The following is an 18,675-nucleotide window of genomic DNA, read 5'->3' on the forward strand; positions in this document are numbered from 1 at the left end:
CAAACGCCCCTTTGACATTTACCCGACAAACAAGCCTGCCCAATCAGTCACGAAAGCCGCAACTATATGCCGAGCATCTTCTTGGCTTCGTTGAGCGCAGCCTCTGATCCTGCATGATCGCCGGCGGCATGCAATTTCTCGCCTTGGGCGCGCAGGTCTTTGACTTTGGTCATATCGGCCTCCGCGAGGGTTGCGGACGGTAACGCCGCGTCGATCGCGGCCATGATGGTCGGGCATGAATTCGCAAAAGCGGTCGCTGGGATAACCGACAAGAAAAGCGCAAGAGAAATTGAACGTAACATGGCTATTCCTCCCTGCCGGCCGCGGAATGAGTTGCATCGAAGACCGGCACGCCGATAGTACACGGCAGCGCCGGCTACAGCAATCACCAAGCGGGACCTTCTGTATGCCTGTCCGCTGTTATTCGGCGGCCCCTTGAAGTCGTCAAACATTGGTCCGCGAGAGGTTCTTGAATTCTTGATCGCAACCTTTTTCGGAAAGCAATCTACATCTCGCGGCGCCTGCGTCGGCGAGCTTCCCCGGGGGACATCGTAGACCCTATCTGCGAATGAGTTCACGATAGGCTTCGGTCAAAGCGTTCTTGCCGAACGGTGACGGTAAAACGGTGGTTTTGTCTAACTCTTCTAGCGCCCGGAGCAAATGCTCCGCGATATCCGTTCTGCCTTGCTGATACGCCAGCCTGAAGAGAGTCAGTATCCGTTTTTCGAGATCGATGGTTGCTTGTGTCATCGGATGAACTCCGGAGATACCCCCGTCAGGCTAAGGGTTCCAGCCACCGGAAGGTCAAGGCTTTTCTAATACAAGACAAGCTACCGAAGCCTCCGCCTTTTTACGCGCGACGAAAGTCGGTCGACATCGGTGAGAGTGAGCCCATTGGTCAAGGCGGTGAGCTTCGTCCGGGTCCACCGAAGTCATCGAAAAACACGTATTTGATTAGGGCCGCAATGATAAGCAGAACAAAAATGCCCAGGAGCAAGCCTGCGGCGCCCATGGCCCACGTCATCCCGGGTCCCATCATGTCGTTCATCATTGCGGCATCCCATCATTCAGCAGCAAGGTCGAACAATGCGGGTTCCGTGAGCGCAACGCCGTCGGTCGTCGAGGCAATGCCATTCGGCAGTCGCCAGCCCTTGACCAACCCGTAGATGGCGGGGATCACCACCAGGGTCAGGAGGGTGGATGAGATCATACCACCGATCATCGGCACGGCGATCCGCTGCATCACTTCCGAGCCGGCGCCAGTGCTCCAGAGGATTGGGATCAGACCGGCCATAATGGCAACGACAGTCATCATCTTCGGCCGGACACGCTCCACGGCACCAATCATGATCGCCTGATAGAGATCTGCCCGATTGAATGGTTGATTACGTGCGGCCCGCTCTGCCTTCACTTCGGCCATGGCCTGCTCCAGATAGATCAGCATGACGACACCAGTCTCGGCGGCGACGCCGGCGAGCGCTATGAAGCCGACCGCGACCGCCACCGACATGTTGAAGCCAAGCCACCACATCAGCCAGACCCCGCCGACCAGGGCAAAGGGCAAGGACAGCATGACGATCAAAGTCTCGGTGAGAGCCCGGAAGTTAAGGTAGAGCAGGAGGAAGATGATGAGCAGCGTGACCGGCACGACGATCTTCATCCGCGCCGCGGCTCGCTCCAGATATTCGAACTGCCCGCTCCAGGCGACCGAGTAGCCGGGCGGCAGCTTCACCGTCTCTGCGACGGCCTTCTGGGCGTCGGCGACATAGCCGCCGAGATCCCGGCCGTTGATGTCGACGAAGATGTAGGTCGCGAGCTGGCCATTCTCAGTTCGGATCGAGGTCGCGCCGCGCGTGAGCTGGACTTTCGCCACCTCGCCGAGCGGGATGGCGCCGCCGCCAGGCAACGGCACTTCGACGTCGGTGGCGATCGACTGTGGATTCGAGCGCAGATCACGGGGGTAGCGGATGTTGACCCCATATCGCTCCCGTCCCTCGACGGTTGTCGTCACGGTCTCGCCACCGAGCGCGGTCGCGATGACGTCCTGGACATCGCCGACGGCAAGGCCGTACCGGCCGAGCGCCTGGCGGTCCGGGACGATGTCGAGATAGTAGCCGCCGATCACCCGTTCGGCATAGGCACTCGAGGTGCCCGGAACCGTTTTGAGGGCCTTTTCGATCTGGCGCGCGATCTTCTCCATCTCCGCAAGATCGGTGCCGAACACCTTGACGCCGACCGGCGTTCGGATGCCCGTCGAAAGCATGTCGATGCGGGCGCGGATCGGCATGGTCCAGGCGTTGGAGACGCCGGGGAACTGCAGGGCCTTGTCCATCTCGGCCTTCAGGCTGTCGATGGTGACACCGGTCCGCCATTGATCCTTCGGCTTCAGATTGATGATCGTCTCGAACATCTCGGTAGGGGCCGGATCGGTCGCGGTCATTGCTCTCCCGGCTTTGCCATAGACCGAATCCACCTCCGGAAAAGACTTGATAATTCGGTCCTGCATTTGCAGGAGTTCCGCCGCCTTGGTGACGGAGATCCCCGGCAGGGTTGTCGGCATGTACATCAGCGTGCCTTCGTTCAGGCTCGGCATGAATTCCGAGCCGATCTGGCTCACCGGCCAGACGGAGACGCCAAGCACGACAAGCGCGAGCGCGATGGTGAGCGTCTTCGCCTTCAGGACGCCGCGAATGACGGGACGGTAGATCCAGATCAGGAACCGATTGATCGGGTTCTTGTGTTCCGGAATGATCCTGCCGCGCACGAAGACCACCATCAAGGCCGGCACCAGCGTGATCGACAGGATTGCTGCGGCCGCCATGGCGAAGGTCTTGGTGAAGGCGAGAGGACCGAACATCCGGCCTTCCTGCGACTCGAGCGTAAAGATCGGCAGGAACGATACCGTTATGACGAGGAGGCTGAAGAACAGCGCCGGGCCGACCTCGCTCGCCGCGTCGATCAGGATCTGCACTCGCGGCTTACCCGGCGGGGCACGCTCCAGATGCTTGTGGGCATTCTCGATCATGACGATAGCGGCGTCGATCATGGCGCCGACGGCGATGGCGATGCCGCCGAGGCTCATGATGTTGGACCCGAGCCCGATCGCCTTCATGGCGCCGAACGCCATCAGGATGCCGACCGGCAGCATCAAGATGGCGACGAGCGCGCTGCGCAGGTGAAGGAGGAACACGACGCAGACCAGGGCGACGATGATGCTTTCCTCGGCCAGCGTGCGCTTCAATGTCTCGATCGCCGCTTCGATGAGCTGCGATCGATCATAGACCGGCACGATCTCGACACCCTTGGGAAGGCTCCCGGCGATGTCGCTCAGGCGTTGCTTGACGTTCTCGATCACAGTCAGTGCATTGGCCCCGAACCTCTGCAGGACGATGCCGCTCGCGACCTCGCCTTCGCCATTGAGTTCGGTGATGCCGCGCCGTTCGTCGGGACCGATCTCGACCCTGGCGACGTCCTTGAGGCGCAGCGGCACGCCCTGATCCGTCTTCAGGACGATGTCTTCGATATCGGCCATCGACTTGATATAGCCGCGGCCGCGCACCATGAACTCGAATTCGGAAAGCTCCAGCGTGCGCCCGCCGACATCCCGATTGCTGGCGCGTACGGCGTCACGGACCATCGAGAGCGATATCCCCTGGGCGCGCAGCCGCAACGGATCGACGACGATGTTGTACTGCTTGACGAAGCCGCCGACGCTCGCGACCTCTGCGACCCCCTCTGCCTTGGAGGCGGCGTATCGCACCACCCAATCTTGCAGCGACCGCAACTCGGCCAGCGTCATGTCCTTGGCAACGACGGCGTACTGGTAGACCCAACCGACGCCGGTCGCATCGGGGCCGAGGCCCGGCGTGACGCCGGCCGGCAGGCGCTGCGCGGCGGCGTTGAGATATTCGAGCACGCGGCTGCGCGCCCAATAGGTATCCGTGCCGTCCTCGAAGATGACATAGACGAAGGACACACCGAAGAAGGAGAACCCACGCACCACCTTGGACTTCGGCACGGTCAGCATTGCAGTCGTCAGGGGATAGGTGACCTGGTCCTCGACCACCTGCGGCGCCTGGCCAGGATATTCGGTGTAGACGATGACCTGAACGTCCGAAAGGTCTGGAATGGCGTCCAGCGGAAGCGTCTTCAGCGCGTAGGCTCCGGCGGCCACAGCGAAGGCTGTGCCGACGAAGATCAGGACGAGATTGCGTGCCGACCACGCGATGAGCCGGGCAATCATGGCGCACTCTCCGGGTTCGTCATGCCGCTCAGCGCAGCCTTCAGATTGCTCTCGGCATCGATCAGGAAATTCGCCGAGACCACGACCCGGTCGCCAGTGGCAACACCGTTGCGGATTTCGGTAAAGCCGCCGCCCTGAAGGCCGATCTTGACCTCTCGCGGCTCGAAGCGGCCCTCGCCCTTGTCGAGGATCACGACCTGCCGCGTGCCGGTGTCGATCACCGCGCTGTCGGGGACGGCGACAACGGGGGCATTGCTGCCGCTGCCGATCTCGACATCGGCATACATGTCCGGCAGCAATAGACCATCCGGATTGGGGATCTCGATCCGCACCTTGGTGGTGCGCGTTTCCCTGGTGACCTGCGGATAGATCAGGGCGACACGGCCGCTGAAGGTCTGGCCGGGCAGACTTCGCACCCGGATCGTGGCGACGGCGCCGACCTTCACGGCTCCCAGCTCATATTCGGGCACGTCGGCGACAATCCAGACGGTCGAGACATCGGCGAGGCGGAAGAGCACGTCGCCGGGCGACGCCTTCATGCCTTCGACCGCATTGCGCTCGAGGATCACGCCATCGCGCGGCGCGCTCCAGGTAATGGAAGTCAGAACCTGGCGGGTGCGGTCGATTGTGGCGATCACATCGGGTGGGACCGCAAGATTTTCAAGGCGCTGGCGAGCCCCGGCCGAGGCACGGCCGCTTCCGTTCAGATCGGTGAGGTATTGGGCGCTCGCCGTGGCGATCTCGGCCGAATACAGCCGCATCAGCGGCTCCCCTTTTCTGACCCGGTCCCCGGTGGTAACGTCCGCTACCTTGTCGATGAAGGCATCGGAGCGCGTCGCGACCACTGTCATGCGCCGTTCATCAAGCTGTACGGTGCCGGGCACTCGCACCGGACGAACGATCACCTGCTCGGTGGCGATCTCCGAGCGGACGCCGGTCCGCTGCAGTTTGCCGGCCGCGACTTTGACGGTCGAACCGTCGTCATCCTCACCTGCGTAGACAGGGATGTAGTCCATCCCCATCGAATCCTTCTTTGGCGTCGGCGAGGTGTCCGGGAGGCCCATCGGATTGCGGTAGTACAAGATCCGCTTCGGTTCGCCGTTCGCAGGAGCAGCGGCGACGGTCGCGGCGGCGGCCGGCGGCTTGTCCTCGAACCTCAGGTCCTCCCCGGCCAGGACGGGCAGGAAGTCCCGCCCATCGGCGGTCTTCTTCGGAGTTGCCGCATAGGCTGGGAGGCCGTCGGGATCCCGGTAGTAGATCACGGGTCCGGCAGGCGCAGGGTTGGCGCTCGCCGGGGCCGCCGCACTGCCTTCGAGCCAGGCGACAGCTTGCAGCCACTGAGCGGCAGGCAGCGCGAGATTGCGGTGTCCCGCCCAATAGCCTCCAGCCCCCGCGGCCAAAATGGCGGCGAGGGTGAGGCCAGCATGGCCTGCGCGACTCATGGCGTGGCCTTGAATTCGAGCTTGTTTTCGAGAGACCCGGTTTCGCCCTGCACCTTGGCGCCGAGCGACAGGCGCCAGCCGCCCGGCATCATCAGATTGGCCTTGAAACGATAGATGCCGGGCTCCGTCGAGGGCAACCGCTCGACTGGCGCCGTCATCATCTCCATACCGTCTGGCGCCATGTCGACGCGCTGGGCAAAGATCACCGCGTCGGGCACCACCTTGCCGGAACGCTTGTCGATGAGGCGGACCGCGACGATCGCGGCATCGCTCTGCTTGATCGCGTTTTGAACGAGTTGAAATTCATAGTCGTCGATCCCAGCCCAGGCCTTCGAATTGGCGCCGCCGACAGCAAGACCGATCAGCGCCGCGGCTGCGACGTGCTTCGCATTACAAAAGTTCATTGTCAGATTTTCCCAAAGTTCATCGTTCGGCCGCGCGGAGTGCTCGGCAGGTTCGTGGTCAGGCTCATGCCAAAACCACGAGTTCTCGCCGCGAGGCCAGCAGCCACGCGGCGACTAACGGCCCCGATGGAGCCGTTGATGAATTCAGGTTCGTGGAGGTCTGGGAGGTGGCGGAGTAGGCAGGAGATCCCGCCCAATGTCATTGCCAGGCGCGATCACCTCAGCCGCAGACAACCGGGTTAGCGTGATTGCTGCCGTCATCGACGCGCTCGGAAAGCACTTGGCGATGCATAAGGTCGCGAGGGGGCAGGATTTCTGGCAGTCAGGTACTTGCTGCCTCTGGTCCGAAGGACACGGCATGCCGTCCGGCATGGATGCCATATCGGCCATTGTCGTCGCCACAGGATCGACAACCATCATCGCCGCAGCAGACGGTGTCACCATCGGTGCGGTCAGAAGGCTCAAAACAGCCAGCATCGTAAGCAGGCGGGGCAACAAGGTCCGGATCTTCACAAAGGCTCTATGGCATATGGTACAGCGCAAGAAAAGAGCCTTGACGAGGTGGGTCAGTTTGAAAAAATTTTGCGTTCAGCGTTTTGGCTTTAGCAACCGCGCTTCTCGCATGAGCGACGACCAATTGACGGTGCCCAAAAGGCTGACAATCTCCCGAGCCTGCTCTTGGGTGATGCCTGTTTCTTTGATTAGCCGCATAATCACCGGCTCGTCCCGCGGCCCGTCCACCGATTGGAGTTTATTGGACTCGTCCGCCATCCACAGACCCTCTGAACCGCTAACGCTGCCATCGGGATGAGGTTCCATCGCGGCATTATGATGAGGTTCCATCGCGGCATTATTATGCATCGCTTTGTACGGGCCGCGCACTACACGTCGCTCGGCTTCCTTCGCCTCGATCAGCGCCACGATGCCCCACTGCCGCCTTGAGCGCTCACGTTTCCGTCAGGGTGATCCGGTCAATCGCCAGGGCCTGCGCTACTGGCATGGCCGGGCACGTAGAAAACGGCGGGCGGCATGGCAGCATTATGGCGCGCGCAAGCAATCAGCGTAGCGTCGCCACTGGCGCGGCCCATTGCTGGATCAGAGATTCGATTCGAATATCGATGCGAGAGATGATAGTCTCGCCTTTGGTCCTCGGGAGGAGGAAATGCGCGCCATTGCATTATTTGCCGGCGTGTTGGTGGCTACGCCCACGATGGCGGAGCAACTGATCTTTTACACTGCCAATTTTCCAGATGCCACGTCAGTCCGGCTCAGCGTCCTGAATAATAGTGTCTCTCAAGATGGTGACTATGACTTTGACGTCGCTATTGGCTTGGTCGAGACGGACGCGAGCGGCACCATCAAGTATGAAGATACCGGTAGGCATCGTGCCCGCGTTCGCTGTGCCTACCCGGCGTATGTGAGCGTCGGCACGCGAACATATCCTATAGCGATGCCTCTGAGCCGCTCGACACATGATGATTGGAAAGAAGATCTCTGGATAACATTCTGCGCGGCTCCCTCATCGTGACACCCGTGCTCACGGCATTGCCCGATCGGACAGCGGCCGCGGGTTGATTGTGAACCCGCGGCGCTAGTCCCGGATCACTTAATACCGGTGACCGTGATGCGTCCGTTGACGCGGTCGGCTGTAAACTCGATCGCCTGACCCGATTTGACCTTTTTGAGCATGCCGTCCTCCGCGACGACGAACACCATCGTCATCGCGGGCATGTCGAGATTCGTCAGCGGCTCATGTTTGATCGTCAGCTTTTTCTGTTTGGCGTCGACCTTGATGACTTCGCCCTTCACGTATTCCTGCGCAAGCGCGCTCCCGCCAATGGCGAGTACGAGCGCGAGCGTCGAGAGTACTTTTAGTGTCATGATTGCTTCCTTTGCGGTTTTCGAACTCAGTTGGCGACGCTGATATCGCCCTTCATGCCGGAATCGTAGTGACCCGGGACCAGGCAGGCGAAACCAAATTCGCCGGCATTGGCGAAGGTCCAGATGATCTCGCCCCTGGCGCCGGGCCCCAGCCGGATCGAGTTGGGGTCGGCGTGCTCCATTTCGGGGAACTTCTCCATCAGCGCCTTGTGCTCCATGATCCCTTCATGGACGTCCATGACGAATTCGTGGTCGACTTGGCCTTTGTTGACGAACTTCAGGCGAACGGTCTCGCCCTTCTTCACCTTGAGGACAGCCGGCTGGAACAACATCGTTCCGTCAGCCTTCTCCGACATGGAGATGTTGACAGTCCGCTTTGCCTTGCCAGCCTCACCAGGGTTGCCGATCGGCATCGTGGCAGCTTTGTCTCCATGGCCTCCGGCGTGCGTTCCACTGGCAAGAGCTGCTCCGGAACTGACCGCCATCAAAACGGCCGCTGCGATTATATGTTTCATGCTGCACACTCTCTCATTGTTGAGGTTGAGGGGTTTCGGTTTCTCATCCCTGTTTGCCGTGACCGCCGTGCGCTGCCGGGGCCATCGTTTTTGCGTCGCCTGATTTTGTGGGGGCTGGAACATCACCGGTCCACTCGTAGGCCACGGTTCCTTCCGGATGTTTGTACCATCCGGGATCGGCGTAATCGTTCGCGGACAGGCCTTCACGCACCTTCACGACCGAGAACATGCCGCCCATCTCGATGGGGCCGAATTGGCCCCAGCCGGTCATCATCGGGACCGTGTTGTCGGGAAGCGGCATTTCCATCTCGCCCATGTCGGCCATGCCGCGGTCACCCATCGCCATATAGTCGGGCTGGACGCGGCGGATCTTGTCGGTGACCTTCGAGTTGTCGACACCGATAAGCGTAGGCACGTCGTGACCCATGGCGTTCATCGTGTGATGCGACTTGTGGCAATGGATAGCCCAGTCGCCCTCGTATTTGGCATCGAACTCGTACGCCCGCATGGCGCCGACGGGGATGTCGATCGACACCTCCGGCCACCGCGCCTCCGGGCGAACCCAGCCGCCGTCGGTACAGGTCACCTCGAAGTCGTAGCCATGCATGTGGATCGGATGATTGGTCATCGTCAGGTTGCCGACCCGGACTCTGACCCGGTCGTTCTTCGCCACTGGAAGATGACTGATCCCCGGAAAGATTCGGCTGTTCCAGGCCCACAGATTGAAATCCGTCATCTCCATGATGCGCGGGACGTAGGACCCGGGCTCGATGTCGAAGGCGTTCAGCAGGAAGACGAAGTCGCGGTCCACCCGCATGAATTTCGGGTCCTTGGGATGGATGACGAAGAAGCCCATCATGCCCATCGCCATCTGGACCATTTCATCGGCGTGCGGGTGGTACATGAAGGTGCCGCTCTTCACGAGGTCGAACTCGTAGACGAAGGTCTTGCCGGGGGGGATTCCGGGCTGGGTAAGACCGGTCACGCCGTCCATGCCGCTGGGCAGGATCATGCCGTGCCAGTGCACGGTGGTGTGCTCCGGCAGCTTGTTGGTCACGAAGATGCGGACCCGATCGCCCTCGACCGCCTCGATGGTCGGCCCGGGGGACTGACCGTTGTAACCCCAGAGATAGGCAGTCGATCCGGGTGCCAGTTCCCGCTCGACCGCCTCGGCGACGAGGTGGAATTCCTTCACACCATTGTTCATGCGGTGGGGCAGCGTCCAGCCGTTGAGCGTCACGACCGGCTGGTAGTCCGGTCCGCTCGTCGGAAATATCGGTGGCTGCATGTCCGGCGATTCCATAACAGCGGCGTCCGGCAAGCCCATCGCAGATGTCTTGGTCCATGCCGTGGCGCCGGCGAGCAGGGCTCCCGCGCTTAGCAACTGACGTCTTGAAAGCATTTTTCTTCTCCTTGAGTTCAGTGGCCTTGGGCGCCGGCTTCGGCCGCGGCCGGTGCGTCGCCGCCCCCGGCGAGCTCGCGCCGCCACCATGGATGGCGGTTCCGAGATTGACGTCGGCCAGCCAGAAATTGCGCTTGGCGTTGAGGGAAAGCATGATCGAGCTGATCTTCGCGCGGGTGTCCGCCAGAAGCTCGAACGTGTTGGTAATCATGCCGTTGTAAGTGAGGACCGACTCCGCCTCGATCTTTGTTCGCAGCGGCACAACACTGTTCCGATAGTGCCGAGCAATGTCATAGGTCGAACGGTAGGCGTCATAGGCGGACCTGGCCTCGGACCGGATGTTGACCGCCTTTTTCGCCATCCGGTTTGCGGCTTGCATGTAGGCAAGCTCGGCCTTGCGCATGCGGGCCTTGCCGGTATCGAAAATCGGAATCACAACCTCGAGTTCCAGAGTGGGGGAGACAGTCGTCTCCGTTCCGCCCTCTTCCGACTCCTCCCGTTCCACTTCCACGCCGGAGAGAAGTTCGAGATCGGTGATGTAGCGCGTCACCTCGGTCAGGCCGTAGGATTTCGCCAACGCTTCCAGCTCAAGTTTCGCGATCTCAAGGTCGACGCGGTTTTTTAGCGCCTCCGCCTCGATCGCGCGTTTGGCCTTGGCGCCCTTCGGCAGGGCTGGAAGCGTGTTGGGGACTGAGTAATCGACGTCCGGTCCCCATAGACCCATCAGCCGGGTGAGCTCTTCCTTGGCGGTCCTGGCGGCGAGCCGCGCCTCCGCCGCCTGACCAGTGATCTCGGCATAGAAGACATGTTCGCGGGCTTGGCCGGTTTTTGTGAAAGCGCCGGTCTCGCCTAGTTTCTGAGCGAGTTCGGACGCGGCGTCGGCGGCGGCCTGCGCCTGACTGAGATAGGAAACGCTTTCTCGGGCCGAGACAGCATTGATCCAGGCCCGCCGCGTGTCCGCGGCCAGTCGTAGCGTTTCTTCGGCGGCGCGGAGCTGGGCCTGGCGGAAGCGCGTATCCGCGACCGCGACGCGTCGCTGACGGGTCATCAGCGCAAGGATGTTGCTGGCAACAGCCCCCTCGATCGTGCGTACGGGATCGATGCCGATCATTCCAACCGAGATTGTCGGATTGACGAGCATCCCTTCCTGCCAGACATCGGCCGCCGACAGACCGATCTCGGCGTAGGCCGCTTGCAAGCCCTTGTTGTTGAGCAGGGCGACCTGCACCGCGACGTCCGGACCAATGGTCTTCTTCTGCACCAGGCTCTTTACTTGCGCGGAAAGAGCCTGCGCTTCCTCGCGGGATTGCACCCAAACCGTTCTCTTGCCGGTCACAGCTCCGGCGCGTGCCGCGACTGTCGTGAAGCCGGCGACGGGGTCGGAAACGTCGTCAAGGCCAGCGGTGGTGGTACATCCGGCAGCGATCAGCGGGATGGCCATGGCCGCAGCTATGTTCAGAGACCGGCGCTTCATGATCCGGCTCCCGTTTTTGCAGGGGAGCGTTCTTCATTGAGACGCCGCCAGTTCTGCGGATCGACGGGCTCCCGCTGGTGATAATTGGCGACGACCGGGTGATAGTGCGCATCACGGATGCCCATCACGGGATCGGCCGGATTGAAAGCTGGAAGGACGGTCGGTGGGCTGGTTACCGCGCATCCGGCAACCAAAAGCGATGCGAGCATCGCGAGGCTTGCGAATTTCATTGTAGACCTGAAGCTAAACGTGTGCGTTAGGCCGCGCCGGAACGGATTCCGCACGCTGCTCGCGAGCGCCCTCGATGGGGCGGCGTCAGTTCAGGGGTCTGGGAGGCCTTATGTGCACCGTATACTCGCCGCCTGGCAACACTTCGGCAACGACAGGCGGAAAGCAGCGGGTGACAACGCGGTCCAGCTCAGGACAGTCGACCGGCACTGCATACACCTGCGCGCAGTGGACCTCGCAGCTCTCATCTGCCGATTTCTCACCACCGGGATGTTTCTTGTCCACACCCGTTTTGGCCGCTGCGACCGCATCCTTGTGGTCGCCAACGTGGCCGCCGGCGTCGTGCGCAGGTTCCTCGACCTGGAGTGTCACCCCGGGGTCGCTATGAAAACCGGTGGCGTTCGCGCTTGCGAAAAGGCCTGGCTGGAGAGAAGACAAGACCAGAAACACGACCCCAAGCATCGCGCGGAACGGCGCACTTCCTGCAATCGAGATTCGGCCAACGTTTCTCATCAAGCCCCTTGGGACAATTGTTCGCTTGATTTGTCAAGACCAACTGCCGTTGACTTGTTGCGCTGCAACCAAATGTGAACGTGAATAGCCTCCGTCTCAAAAGGATCTTCCCCAACGGGCGAACGCACCGTCGCGCACCCAACACGCCGCCACCTCCGTTCACGCTCGATGGGCACCCGCGCCTGAATTCCGCTGGCCGCCCTGGTCCTGGTCCAGGAAGTCATGCCGGGGCCGTTTGCCGCGCGCGATGCCGGCAGCAGCTTGAGCCTGGGGCTTCTGGAACGCACTTTCGCCTCGCCATACGCCCCGCCGGATCCATCCTGCATTCGCTGGAACTTGGCGCTCGCTGCCGGCACCGCCACCGCGAGGAAGACGGCCGCGGCGACGGCTTCCGCGAGCGCTGCGGCGCCCACCCGACGGTCGAAAGCGATGCCGAGCGCGGCCGCGCATCGGCCGCCAGGGCCTTGGTCAGTTCGTTCGTATCCATCTCAGTCCCGCCCGAACCGTTTGGCGATCGCCGCCAAGCCCCGATGCAGAGCGACCCGGACAGCCGGTTCGCTCATGCCTTGATTGCTGCCGTTTCGCTGATCGAACGGCCATTCACGGAAACCGCCGCGGCCCACGGGGGCCTTTGTTTCTGCGTCGGCAAAAATTTAGTCCAAGCCACCACGAGCGGCGATCACGGATTTGTGTGGCGGAGGGATGTAACACACGGGCCCGCCGGATCGAACTGATCACTGCGCGCTTGAGATACGGCGCGTGCAAAACCCAACGGGAGAAGAAAATCATGCCTACGAAATCAACCGTGAGCGTTGCAATGCTGGCCGCCGCGGTCGCAACCGCGCTTGCATCGTTTGCCGCCGCTGCCCCCATGTCGGAAGCCGACGTGAAGGCGGCGATGGATGCAGGTAAGGAGAAATGCTTCGGCGTCGCCTTGAAGGGACAGAACGACTGCAAGGCTGGCGCCGGCACAACCTGCCAGGGCACTTCGACCGTCGATTACCAGGGCAATGCCTGGAAGTTCGTCGACGGCGGCACCTGCACCACAATGGAACTGCCCGGCGACCGCAAGGGATCGACGACGGAGTTGACCCGCGACGTCCCGTCGTAAGCAATGCCTGCCGGAAAGCGAAGACAAAGATGAACGGACTGGCCATTCACCCAGCGTCCCGCGCGTCGGAAACCTCGCGCTTTCCGGCGCACCTCGTCGCCGGTCTAGCCGGCACCAGTTTCAAGCACGAACATCTGCCCGCGATCTTGGCCCGCGGCAAGCAGGACGGTTTCTTCGAGGTCCACGCCGAAAATTATATGGGCGCCGGCGGCCCGCCGCACGATGCGCTCGCGCACATCCGCCGTGACTATCCTGTCTCGCTGCACGGCGTGTGCATGTCGATCGGCGGACCGCGGCCGCTGGACCAAGTGCATCTTCAGCGTTTCAAGGCGCTCGTCGAACGCTATGAGCCGGCGCTGGTTTCCGAGCATCTCGCCTGGTCGACCCATGACACCACCTACTACAACGATCTCCTTCCTCTCCCCTACACGGCGGCAACCGTTTCCCGCGTGGCGGACCACATCGAGGAGATGCAGGAGGTGATCGGCCGAGCGATCCTGCTCGAGAACCCCTCGACCTATATCCTTTTTCCGGAATCGACGATGAGCGAGACGGAGTTCATCCGCGAGCTGGTGCGGCGTACCGGTTGCGGCCTGCTGCTCGACGTCAACAACGTCTTCGTCTCGGCCACCAACCATAGCTATTCGGCACTTTCCTATCTCGCGGATTTCCCGCTCGAGCATATCGGCGAGATCCATCTGGCCGGGCACGCCATGCAGGAGGATGACGAGGGCGACCTGCTGCTCATCGACAGTCATGACGGCCCGGTGGCCGATGCAGTGTGGAAGCTCTTTGATATCGTGATTAGCCAATGCGGGCCGCTCCCGACGCTTGTCGAATGGGACAGCGACATCCCCGACTGGCCGGCGCTCGAGGCGGAGGCTGTCGCCGCGCAAGCGATCCTCGACCGCTATGGGCGCAGCTACATGCTTGGAAAAGCTCATGCCGCGGAGTGAGTTCCAGTCGGGCGATCCCGGCAGCCGGTCTGACTATGCCGCAGTATTTACAGCCGGTCTGCTCGATCCCGACAGCGCCCCACCTGACGCTGTTTCGGGGCCGAATGGGAAGGCTGCCGTCAAGCGATATGCCGTCTACCGCAACAACGTGACCGTCAGCCTGATCGACGCGCTGGCCGCCAGCTTTCCGGCGACGCGGCGCATCACCGGTCCGGAGTTCTTTCGCGCGATGGCGCGCTTCCATATCCGCGAGACGCCGCCTACCTCGCCACTGCTCTTCGAATACGGCCGCGACTTTCCCGATTTCATCGAGTGCTACGAATATGCACAATCGATGCCCTGGCTGGCCGACGTAGCGCGCATAGAGCGGGCTTGGCTCGACGCCTATCACGCCGCCGATGTGCAACCGTTGGTTTCCGATGCGCTGGCGGCGATCCCGCCCGATCGATTGGCCGATACCGTGTTCGTGCCACATCCGGCAACGCGTGTCCTGCGCTCACTCTATCCGACAGTGACGATTTTCGCGGCAAACCGGAGGGGCGGCCCTGTCGGGCGCATCAAAGCGACCGGGCCGGGAGATGCGCTGGTCACGCGGCCTGGCCTCGAAGTCTTTGTCCGCCACCTGCCGCCCGGCGGTGCGGTATTTGTCTCGCATCTGATCTCGGGCGAGCCGCTGGGCGCAGCGGCCACAGCGGCTTTTGCCGAGAGCACCGAATTCGACCTTTCCGCAAACATTAGCGGCGTGCTGGAGGCGGGCGCCTTTACCGTGGCATACCGGGGAGGTTCTGGATCATGAACAGCGAGCGAACCGCGAGCGGCGGTGCCGAGCCTCGAGGCATTTCAAGCCTGTTCGAGCGGGTGAACGCGGCCCTGCGCACGATTGCCACGCCGTCTCTGACCCAGATCGTCCTTCGCTGCGCGCTTGCAGTCCCCTTCTGGCGGTCAGGGGTCAACAAATGGGACGGCTTTCTGCAGCTGAACGATGTCGCCGTCCTGCTTTTCACGTCGGAACTCAAGCTGCATCTGCCGGGCGGACCTTACGACTTCCCTGCTCCTGGGATCGTGGCGTTCGCCTCGGGGTCGGCGGAAATCCTGCTGCCAATTCTCCTTGTTCTCGGCCTGGCGACCCGACTGACGGCATTCGGGCTGCTCCTGATGACGCTGGTCATACAGCTCACCGTGCCGGACGGCTGGCCGCTACACATTACCTGGGCGGCTATGGCGCTCGGCATCATGGCGTGGGGACCAGGGCGGATTTCGCTCGATCACTGGATCGGCACTCGCAGACGCTGAGCTACTCCACCCCTTCGGCGTCGGTTCTCTCCCCAATACGACGTTCAGGATGAAAGGCGGCGATGTTTGCTTTGCGATCCTATGGGCCTACGCCTTGGAGAGTGGCAACTTCCTGACCCGAGGGCCGATCGCCGCTTTGGTGGGTGCCAGCCAGTCATCGATCTTACGCTTTGTAGGCGCCCTGGGGTTCGCAAGTTGCAGAGCTTACATTCGCGACGGACAGGCGAAAAATGGAGCGGCAAATCCGGGATTGGCAGGCCGACCGGATTGTCGAAGGTAAGGCATTCAATTCGCGTGTCGGGTTCGCCTCGGCGCCACGCCCCCCATGCGAGCGGGTTCATTCATTGACCGAAAGACACTCACTTCAGACTGAATATCTGACAAGCGCCGCGAACCGCGCAATCCGCCATTTGACAATCCTCTCAATCAAACCTGTGCATTCGAAGCAGGTTGTGGCAGCACCGAGATCGGTTCTATCATGCCCAGCATCGTAGAAAATATTGCAGGTTTTCCGAATGGGGGGAAAGGCGGTAGCGCTCTCCCGCTACCACTACTACTACCTAACAATATGATATTGTTGTCGATTTTTGGCGAACAGGGTCAGGAGTACCGACTCCGACAGGCCTGATCCCTCTCAACTCGTTGATAATAAAGACGTTTCGTCTCGGGGGTTCAAAACCCCGCCGCTACCATATAGCCTGAGCTTGAAATTGCGGCTGCCATTGCGGGCCGCAGCCTGCTCAAAAAGGAGATGCCGTCATCAGATGGCATCTATACGGTTACGCGCGAGCTTCATGACCGGCGATCCGGCGAGATCATCGGCTACACGGTTGTTTTGCGTGCCGACGCGGTGGATCAGCGCATCCGTGGCATCATGCTCGTAGAGATTGAGGGCCACGCTGCCGACCGCGTGATCCGGGCGCTGGGTGGCTTGCCCGAAGTCTCCAACATCCACACGACCAACGGCCGCTGGGATCTGGTGGTCGAGCTTGGAACGGCCTCATTGCCTGATTTCGATGCTGTGCTACGGCGCATTCGGCTCATAGCCGGGATAGTGGGCAGCGAAACCTGTTTGCTCCTGGCGACGCCGCGGACGGCCCGAGCACGACTGACCTAGCTGTGGCGGGTTGTCAAAGGCAACGGATTTAGCAGGTTCTATTATTGCGCATTGCCTCGCCCATCCGGTAGGCGCTCGAGAAGGACGCGCACGTCGTGCGGCAGCGTCTCCGGTTGGGGAGCGGTCAGCCCTAAGGTCGTGCAGGTCTATTGCGACTGCGATCTAACACTCGTTCAGTTGATGGCCCTCGCGGGCCGACTGGTGCCGATCATACCAACCGCGGATGATACGATCAGCCACCATGGCAACTAGCGCAATCGCCAAGCCGGAGGTGAGACCGAGCCCGGCGCTCGCATTGCCGAGCGCGATGTAGACCTGTTGGCCAAGATCCTTGGTCCCGACCAGGGCCGCGACCACCACCATGGACAAGGCGGCCATGATGGTCTGATTGAGGCCGAGCATCACGTTCGGCATGGCGAGGGGCAGCTTGACCTGGAACAGCAGTTGTGCGGGCGTGCAGCCACATTGCCGGCCCGCCTCGATGCAATCGACGCGTACGCTGCGGATGCCATGCTCGGTGTAACGGATCGGTGGCACGATCGCGTAGAGCATGATTGCGATCAGAGCTGTGAGTCCCCCACCTTGAAGAACATCAAAACCGGAATGAGGAAGACGAACTGAGGTATCGTCTGAGTTGCATCCTGGACGGGCCGCAGCACCCGTGAAACCGTGTCGCTGTGTGCTGCCCAGATGCCGAGAGCCCCAGCGATCGCCAAACACAACAGTACCGCCAGGCCACAGAGATAGGCCGACTGCATGAAGGGCTCCCAGAGTCCCGTCAACAGGATGAACATGCAGCTCGAGATTGCGAACAGCCCAACTGAAAAAACCGGCGCATCGCCAGGCCAGGGTGACAATCAGCGCGATCGTGGCGGGCCACGGGAAGGTGGAAAATCCGAAAAGAAATAGAGCGCCGCGACGACTATAGCAAATGCCGGGCGCCAACCAAAGCGCAGCGCGAGGCCATAGGCGATCACGGCTATCGATGCCACGTAAAAGGCAATCACCGTTGGGTTAAGGCAATGCCCCAGGAGAGCGGCGTTACGGCGCGGATCATGCCAATCCGAAGCGGCAGGATAAAGTAGTAGAGAACCCCGTTCTTGAAAGTCTCAATCGGGCCGTCAAAGCGCGGAACGAGGCCCAGAACCCAATGATTGACGGCATCGGCGTCGATCAGGGCTGGCGTGGAGGCAAAGGGGAGCGTGACAGCGATCCCGCTCAGTCGGATGAGCCACGCGCCGATCAGTGCTATGGCGATGACACTCCACATGCGCCGGCTGGTGAGCCAGGCCGGGTGCTGCGCGGCGCCACCGTGGCCGGCCAGGCCGAGCGTGATCCGGTCCATGACCATGGCGAGAAGCGCAATCGCACCGCCGGCGAGCAAGCTCTGGCCGAACGCGGCCGCGCGCATCGAAGAGAGGACTTCCCAGCCGATATCCGCGAAGCCGCCGATTATCGAGGCGATGATCATGATGCTGAACGCGGCCATCGTCGTCTGGTTGATCCCAACCAGGAGCTGAGGTGCCGCCGTCGGCACATCCACCAGCCAGAAGCGCTGCCGCGGCGTGCAGGCGCTCATCACGCCGGCCTCGGCAATGTCGCTCGGGACACGCTCAAGGCCCAGTATCGTATTCTTCACCATGAAAGGGATGGCATAGACGGCGCTGGCAATCAGCCCGACCACCGGGCCGAATCCAAACAGCAGCAGCAACGGGATGAGATAGGCGAAGGCGGGCATTGTCTGCATCACGTCTAGCGCGACGTTGATGGTCGCCCGCGCCTGCTTCACCTGAAAGGCGAGGACGCCAATAGCGAGCCCTACGAAGACGGAGATTGGAATGGTCAACAGGACGAGAGCCATGGTGTTCATGCTCTGGGGCCAGTATTTGGTCACCAGCAGGTAGCCGAGCGTAAAGATCGAAAAGGCGGCGAGGCGATAGCCGCCGGCACGCAGTGCGACAACGCCGACCACGAGCATTGTCATCGGCCAGGGAAGCCATTGCAGGCCAGTTTGCACACCCACCATCGGCCACGGTGAATGCGGCCAACCACTCATACCCGCGGATACTGTGCCCGCGCGCGTGAGGGAACCCTCA

At 61.7% G+C, this 18,675-nt stretch carries 18 protein-coding genes and 2 pseudogenes; 6 read left to right on the top strand and 14 right to left on the bottom strand.

Annotated elements, in window-relative coordinates; all coding sequences use genetic code 11:
* Positions 1 to 62: 62 nt before the first annotated feature.
* From ACFOJ9_RS25290 to ACFOJ9_RS25315, 6 genes are all read right to left on the bottom strand, one after another.
* Positions 63 to 302: a hypothetical protein gene (locus ACFOJ9_RS25290; protein ID WP_378982390.1), complete on the bottom strand. Its 240-nt coding sequence runs from the start codon at positions 300 to 302 to the stop codon at positions 63 to 65.
* 256 nt (positions 303 to 558) lie between these two features.
* The gene (locus ACFOJ9_RS25295) at positions 559 to 750 is read right to left on the bottom strand and encodes a hypothetical protein (protein WP_378982392.1); all 192 of its coding nucleotides are present in this window, start codon (positions 748 to 750) and stop codon (positions 559 to 561) included.
* A gap of 313 nt (positions 751 to 1,063) precedes the next feature.
* On the bottom strand, positions 1,064 to 4,243 hold the full coding sequence (locus ACFOJ9_RS25300) for an efflux RND transporter permease subunit (protein ID WP_378982393.1): 3,180 nt from the start codon (positions 4,241 to 4,243) through the stop codon (positions 1,064 to 1,066).
* Positions 4,240 to 5,685 (bottom strand): efflux RND transporter periplasmic adaptor subunit, encoded by a 1,446-nt coding sequence (locus tag ACFOJ9_RS25305; protein WP_378982395.1) that lies wholly within the window; start codon positions 5,683 to 5,685, stop codon positions 4,240 to 4,242. The genes ACFOJ9_RS25300 and ACFOJ9_RS25305 overlap by 4 nt, the downstream gene beginning before the upstream one ends.
* Positions 5,682 to 6,089, bottom strand: coding sequence for a FixH family protein (locus tag ACFOJ9_RS25310; RefSeq protein ID WP_378982397.1), 408 nt, complete (start codon positions 6,087 to 6,089; stop codon positions 5,682 to 5,684). Before ACFOJ9_RS25310 ends, ACFOJ9_RS25305 begins: the two co-directional genes overlap by 4 nt.
* Positions 6,090 to 6,677: 588 nt before the next feature.
* Positions 6,678 to 7,010: a hypothetical protein gene (locus ACFOJ9_RS25315; protein ID WP_378982399.1), complete on the bottom strand. Its 333-nt coding sequence runs from the start codon at positions 7,008 to 7,010 to the stop codon at positions 6,678 to 6,680.
* A gap of 241 nt (positions 7,011 to 7,251) precedes the next feature.
* Here ACFOJ9_RS25315 and ACFOJ9_RS25320 point away from each other — a divergent pair, with 241 nt between their 5' ends.
* The gene (locus ACFOJ9_RS25320) at positions 7,252 to 7,617 is read left to right on the top strand and encodes a hypothetical protein (protein ID WP_378982401.1); all 366 of its coding nucleotides are present in this window, start codon (positions 7,252 to 7,254) and stop codon (positions 7,615 to 7,617) included.
* A gap of 74 nt (positions 7,618 to 7,691) precedes the next feature.
* On the opposite strand, the gene ACFOJ9_RS25325 is transcribed toward ACFOJ9_RS25320, so the two are convergent.
* The 6 genes and pseudogenes from ACFOJ9_RS25325 to ACFOJ9_RS25350 all read right to left on the bottom strand — a co-directional run.
* On the bottom strand, positions 7,692 to 7,970 hold the full coding sequence (locus ACFOJ9_RS25325; protein WP_378982403.1) for a copper-binding protein: 279 nt from the start codon (positions 7,968 to 7,970) through the stop codon (positions 7,692 to 7,694).
* 26 nt (positions 7,971 to 7,996) lie between these two features.
* The gene (locus ACFOJ9_RS25330) at positions 7,997 to 8,485 is read right to left on the bottom strand and encodes a cupredoxin domain-containing protein (protein ID WP_378982405.1); all 489 of its coding nucleotides are present in this window, start codon (positions 8,483 to 8,485) and stop codon (positions 7,997 to 7,999) included.
* Positions 8,486 to 8,528: 43 nt separating this feature from the next.
* Positions 8,529 to 9,887, bottom strand: a complete 1,359-nt coding sequence (locus tag ACFOJ9_RS25335) for a multicopper oxidase family protein (RefSeq protein ID WP_378982407.1) — start codon at positions 9,885 to 9,887, stop codon at positions 8,529 to 8,531.
* A gap of 163 nt (positions 9,888 to 10,050) precedes the next feature.
* Positions 10,051 to 11,361: pseudogene (locus ACFOJ9_RS25340) on the bottom strand (TolC family protein); the annotation flags it as partial.
* Positions 11,358 to 11,591: a hypothetical protein gene (locus ACFOJ9_RS25345; protein ID WP_127326738.1), complete on the bottom strand. Its 234-nt coding sequence runs from the start codon at positions 11,589 to 11,591 to the stop codon at positions 11,358 to 11,360. The pseudogene ACFOJ9_RS25340 and the gene ACFOJ9_RS25345, both read right to left, overlap by 4 nt.
* 999 nt (positions 11,592 to 12,590) lie before the next feature.
* A pseudogene (locus ACFOJ9_RS25350) lies at positions 12,591 to 12,715 on the bottom strand (RNA polymerase subunit sigma); the annotation flags it as partial.
* 174 nt (positions 12,716 to 12,889) lie between these two features.
* On the opposite strand from ACFOJ9_RS25350, the gene ACFOJ9_RS25355 reads away from it, so the two are divergent.
* The 5 genes from ACFOJ9_RS25355 (at position 12,890) to ACFOJ9_RS25375 (ending at position 16,579) form a co-directional block, all read left to right on the top strand.
* Complete coding sequence (locus tag ACFOJ9_RS25355; RefSeq protein WP_378982409.1) at positions 12,890 to 13,213, top strand: BufA1 family periplasmic bufferin-type metallophore; 324 nt, start codon at positions 12,890 to 12,892, stop codon at positions 13,211 to 13,213.
* Positions 13,214 to 13,242: 29 nt separating this feature from the next.
* Positions 13,243 to 14,169 (top strand): MNIO family bufferin maturase, encoded by a 927-nt coding sequence (gene bufB / locus ACFOJ9_RS25360; protein WP_378982411.1) that lies wholly within the window; start codon positions 13,243 to 13,245, stop codon positions 14,167 to 14,169.
* Complete coding sequence (locus ACFOJ9_RS25365; protein WP_378982413.1) at positions 14,156 to 14,965, top strand: HvfC/BufC N-terminal domain-containing protein; 810 nt, start codon at positions 14,156 to 14,158, stop codon at positions 14,963 to 14,965. The genes bufB and ACFOJ9_RS25365 overlap by 14 nt, the downstream gene beginning before the upstream one ends.
* Positions 14,962 to 15,462 (top strand): DoxX family protein, encoded by a 501-nt coding sequence (locus ACFOJ9_RS25370; RefSeq protein ID WP_378982415.1) that lies wholly within the window; start codon positions 14,962 to 14,964, stop codon positions 15,460 to 15,462. The genes ACFOJ9_RS25365 and ACFOJ9_RS25370 overlap by 4 nt, the downstream gene beginning before the upstream one ends.
* A gap of 751 nt (positions 15,463 to 16,213) precedes the next feature.
* Entirely contained in the window at positions 16,214 to 16,579 is a 366-nt protein-coding gene (locus tag ACFOJ9_RS25375) for an Lrp/AsnC family transcriptional regulator (protein ID WP_378982417.1), read from the top strand.
* A gap of 162 nt (positions 16,580 to 16,741) precedes the next feature.
* On the opposite strand, the gene ACFOJ9_RS25380 is transcribed toward ACFOJ9_RS25375, so the two are convergent.
* Both ACFOJ9_RS25380 and ACFOJ9_RS25385 read right to left on the bottom strand, forming a co-directional pair.
* Positions 16,742 to 17,524, bottom strand: a complete 783-nt coding sequence (locus ACFOJ9_RS25380; protein ID WP_378982419.1) for an ABC transporter permease subunit — start codon at positions 17,522 to 17,524, stop codon at positions 16,742 to 16,744.
* A gap of 58 nt (positions 17,525 to 17,582) precedes the next feature.
* Positions 17,583 to 18,557 (bottom strand): ABC transporter permease, encoded by a 975-nt coding sequence (locus tag ACFOJ9_RS25385; RefSeq protein ID WP_378982421.1) that lies wholly within the window; start codon positions 18,555 to 18,557, stop codon positions 17,583 to 17,585.
* Between the last annotated feature and the right edge of the window lie 118 nt (positions 18,558 to 18,675).

This window comes from Mesorhizobium cantuariense, from assembly GCF_042647205.1.
Classification (GTDB): Bacteria; Pseudomonadota; Alphaproteobacteria; order Rhizobiales; family Rhizobiaceae; genus Mesorhizobium; species Mesorhizobium cantuariense.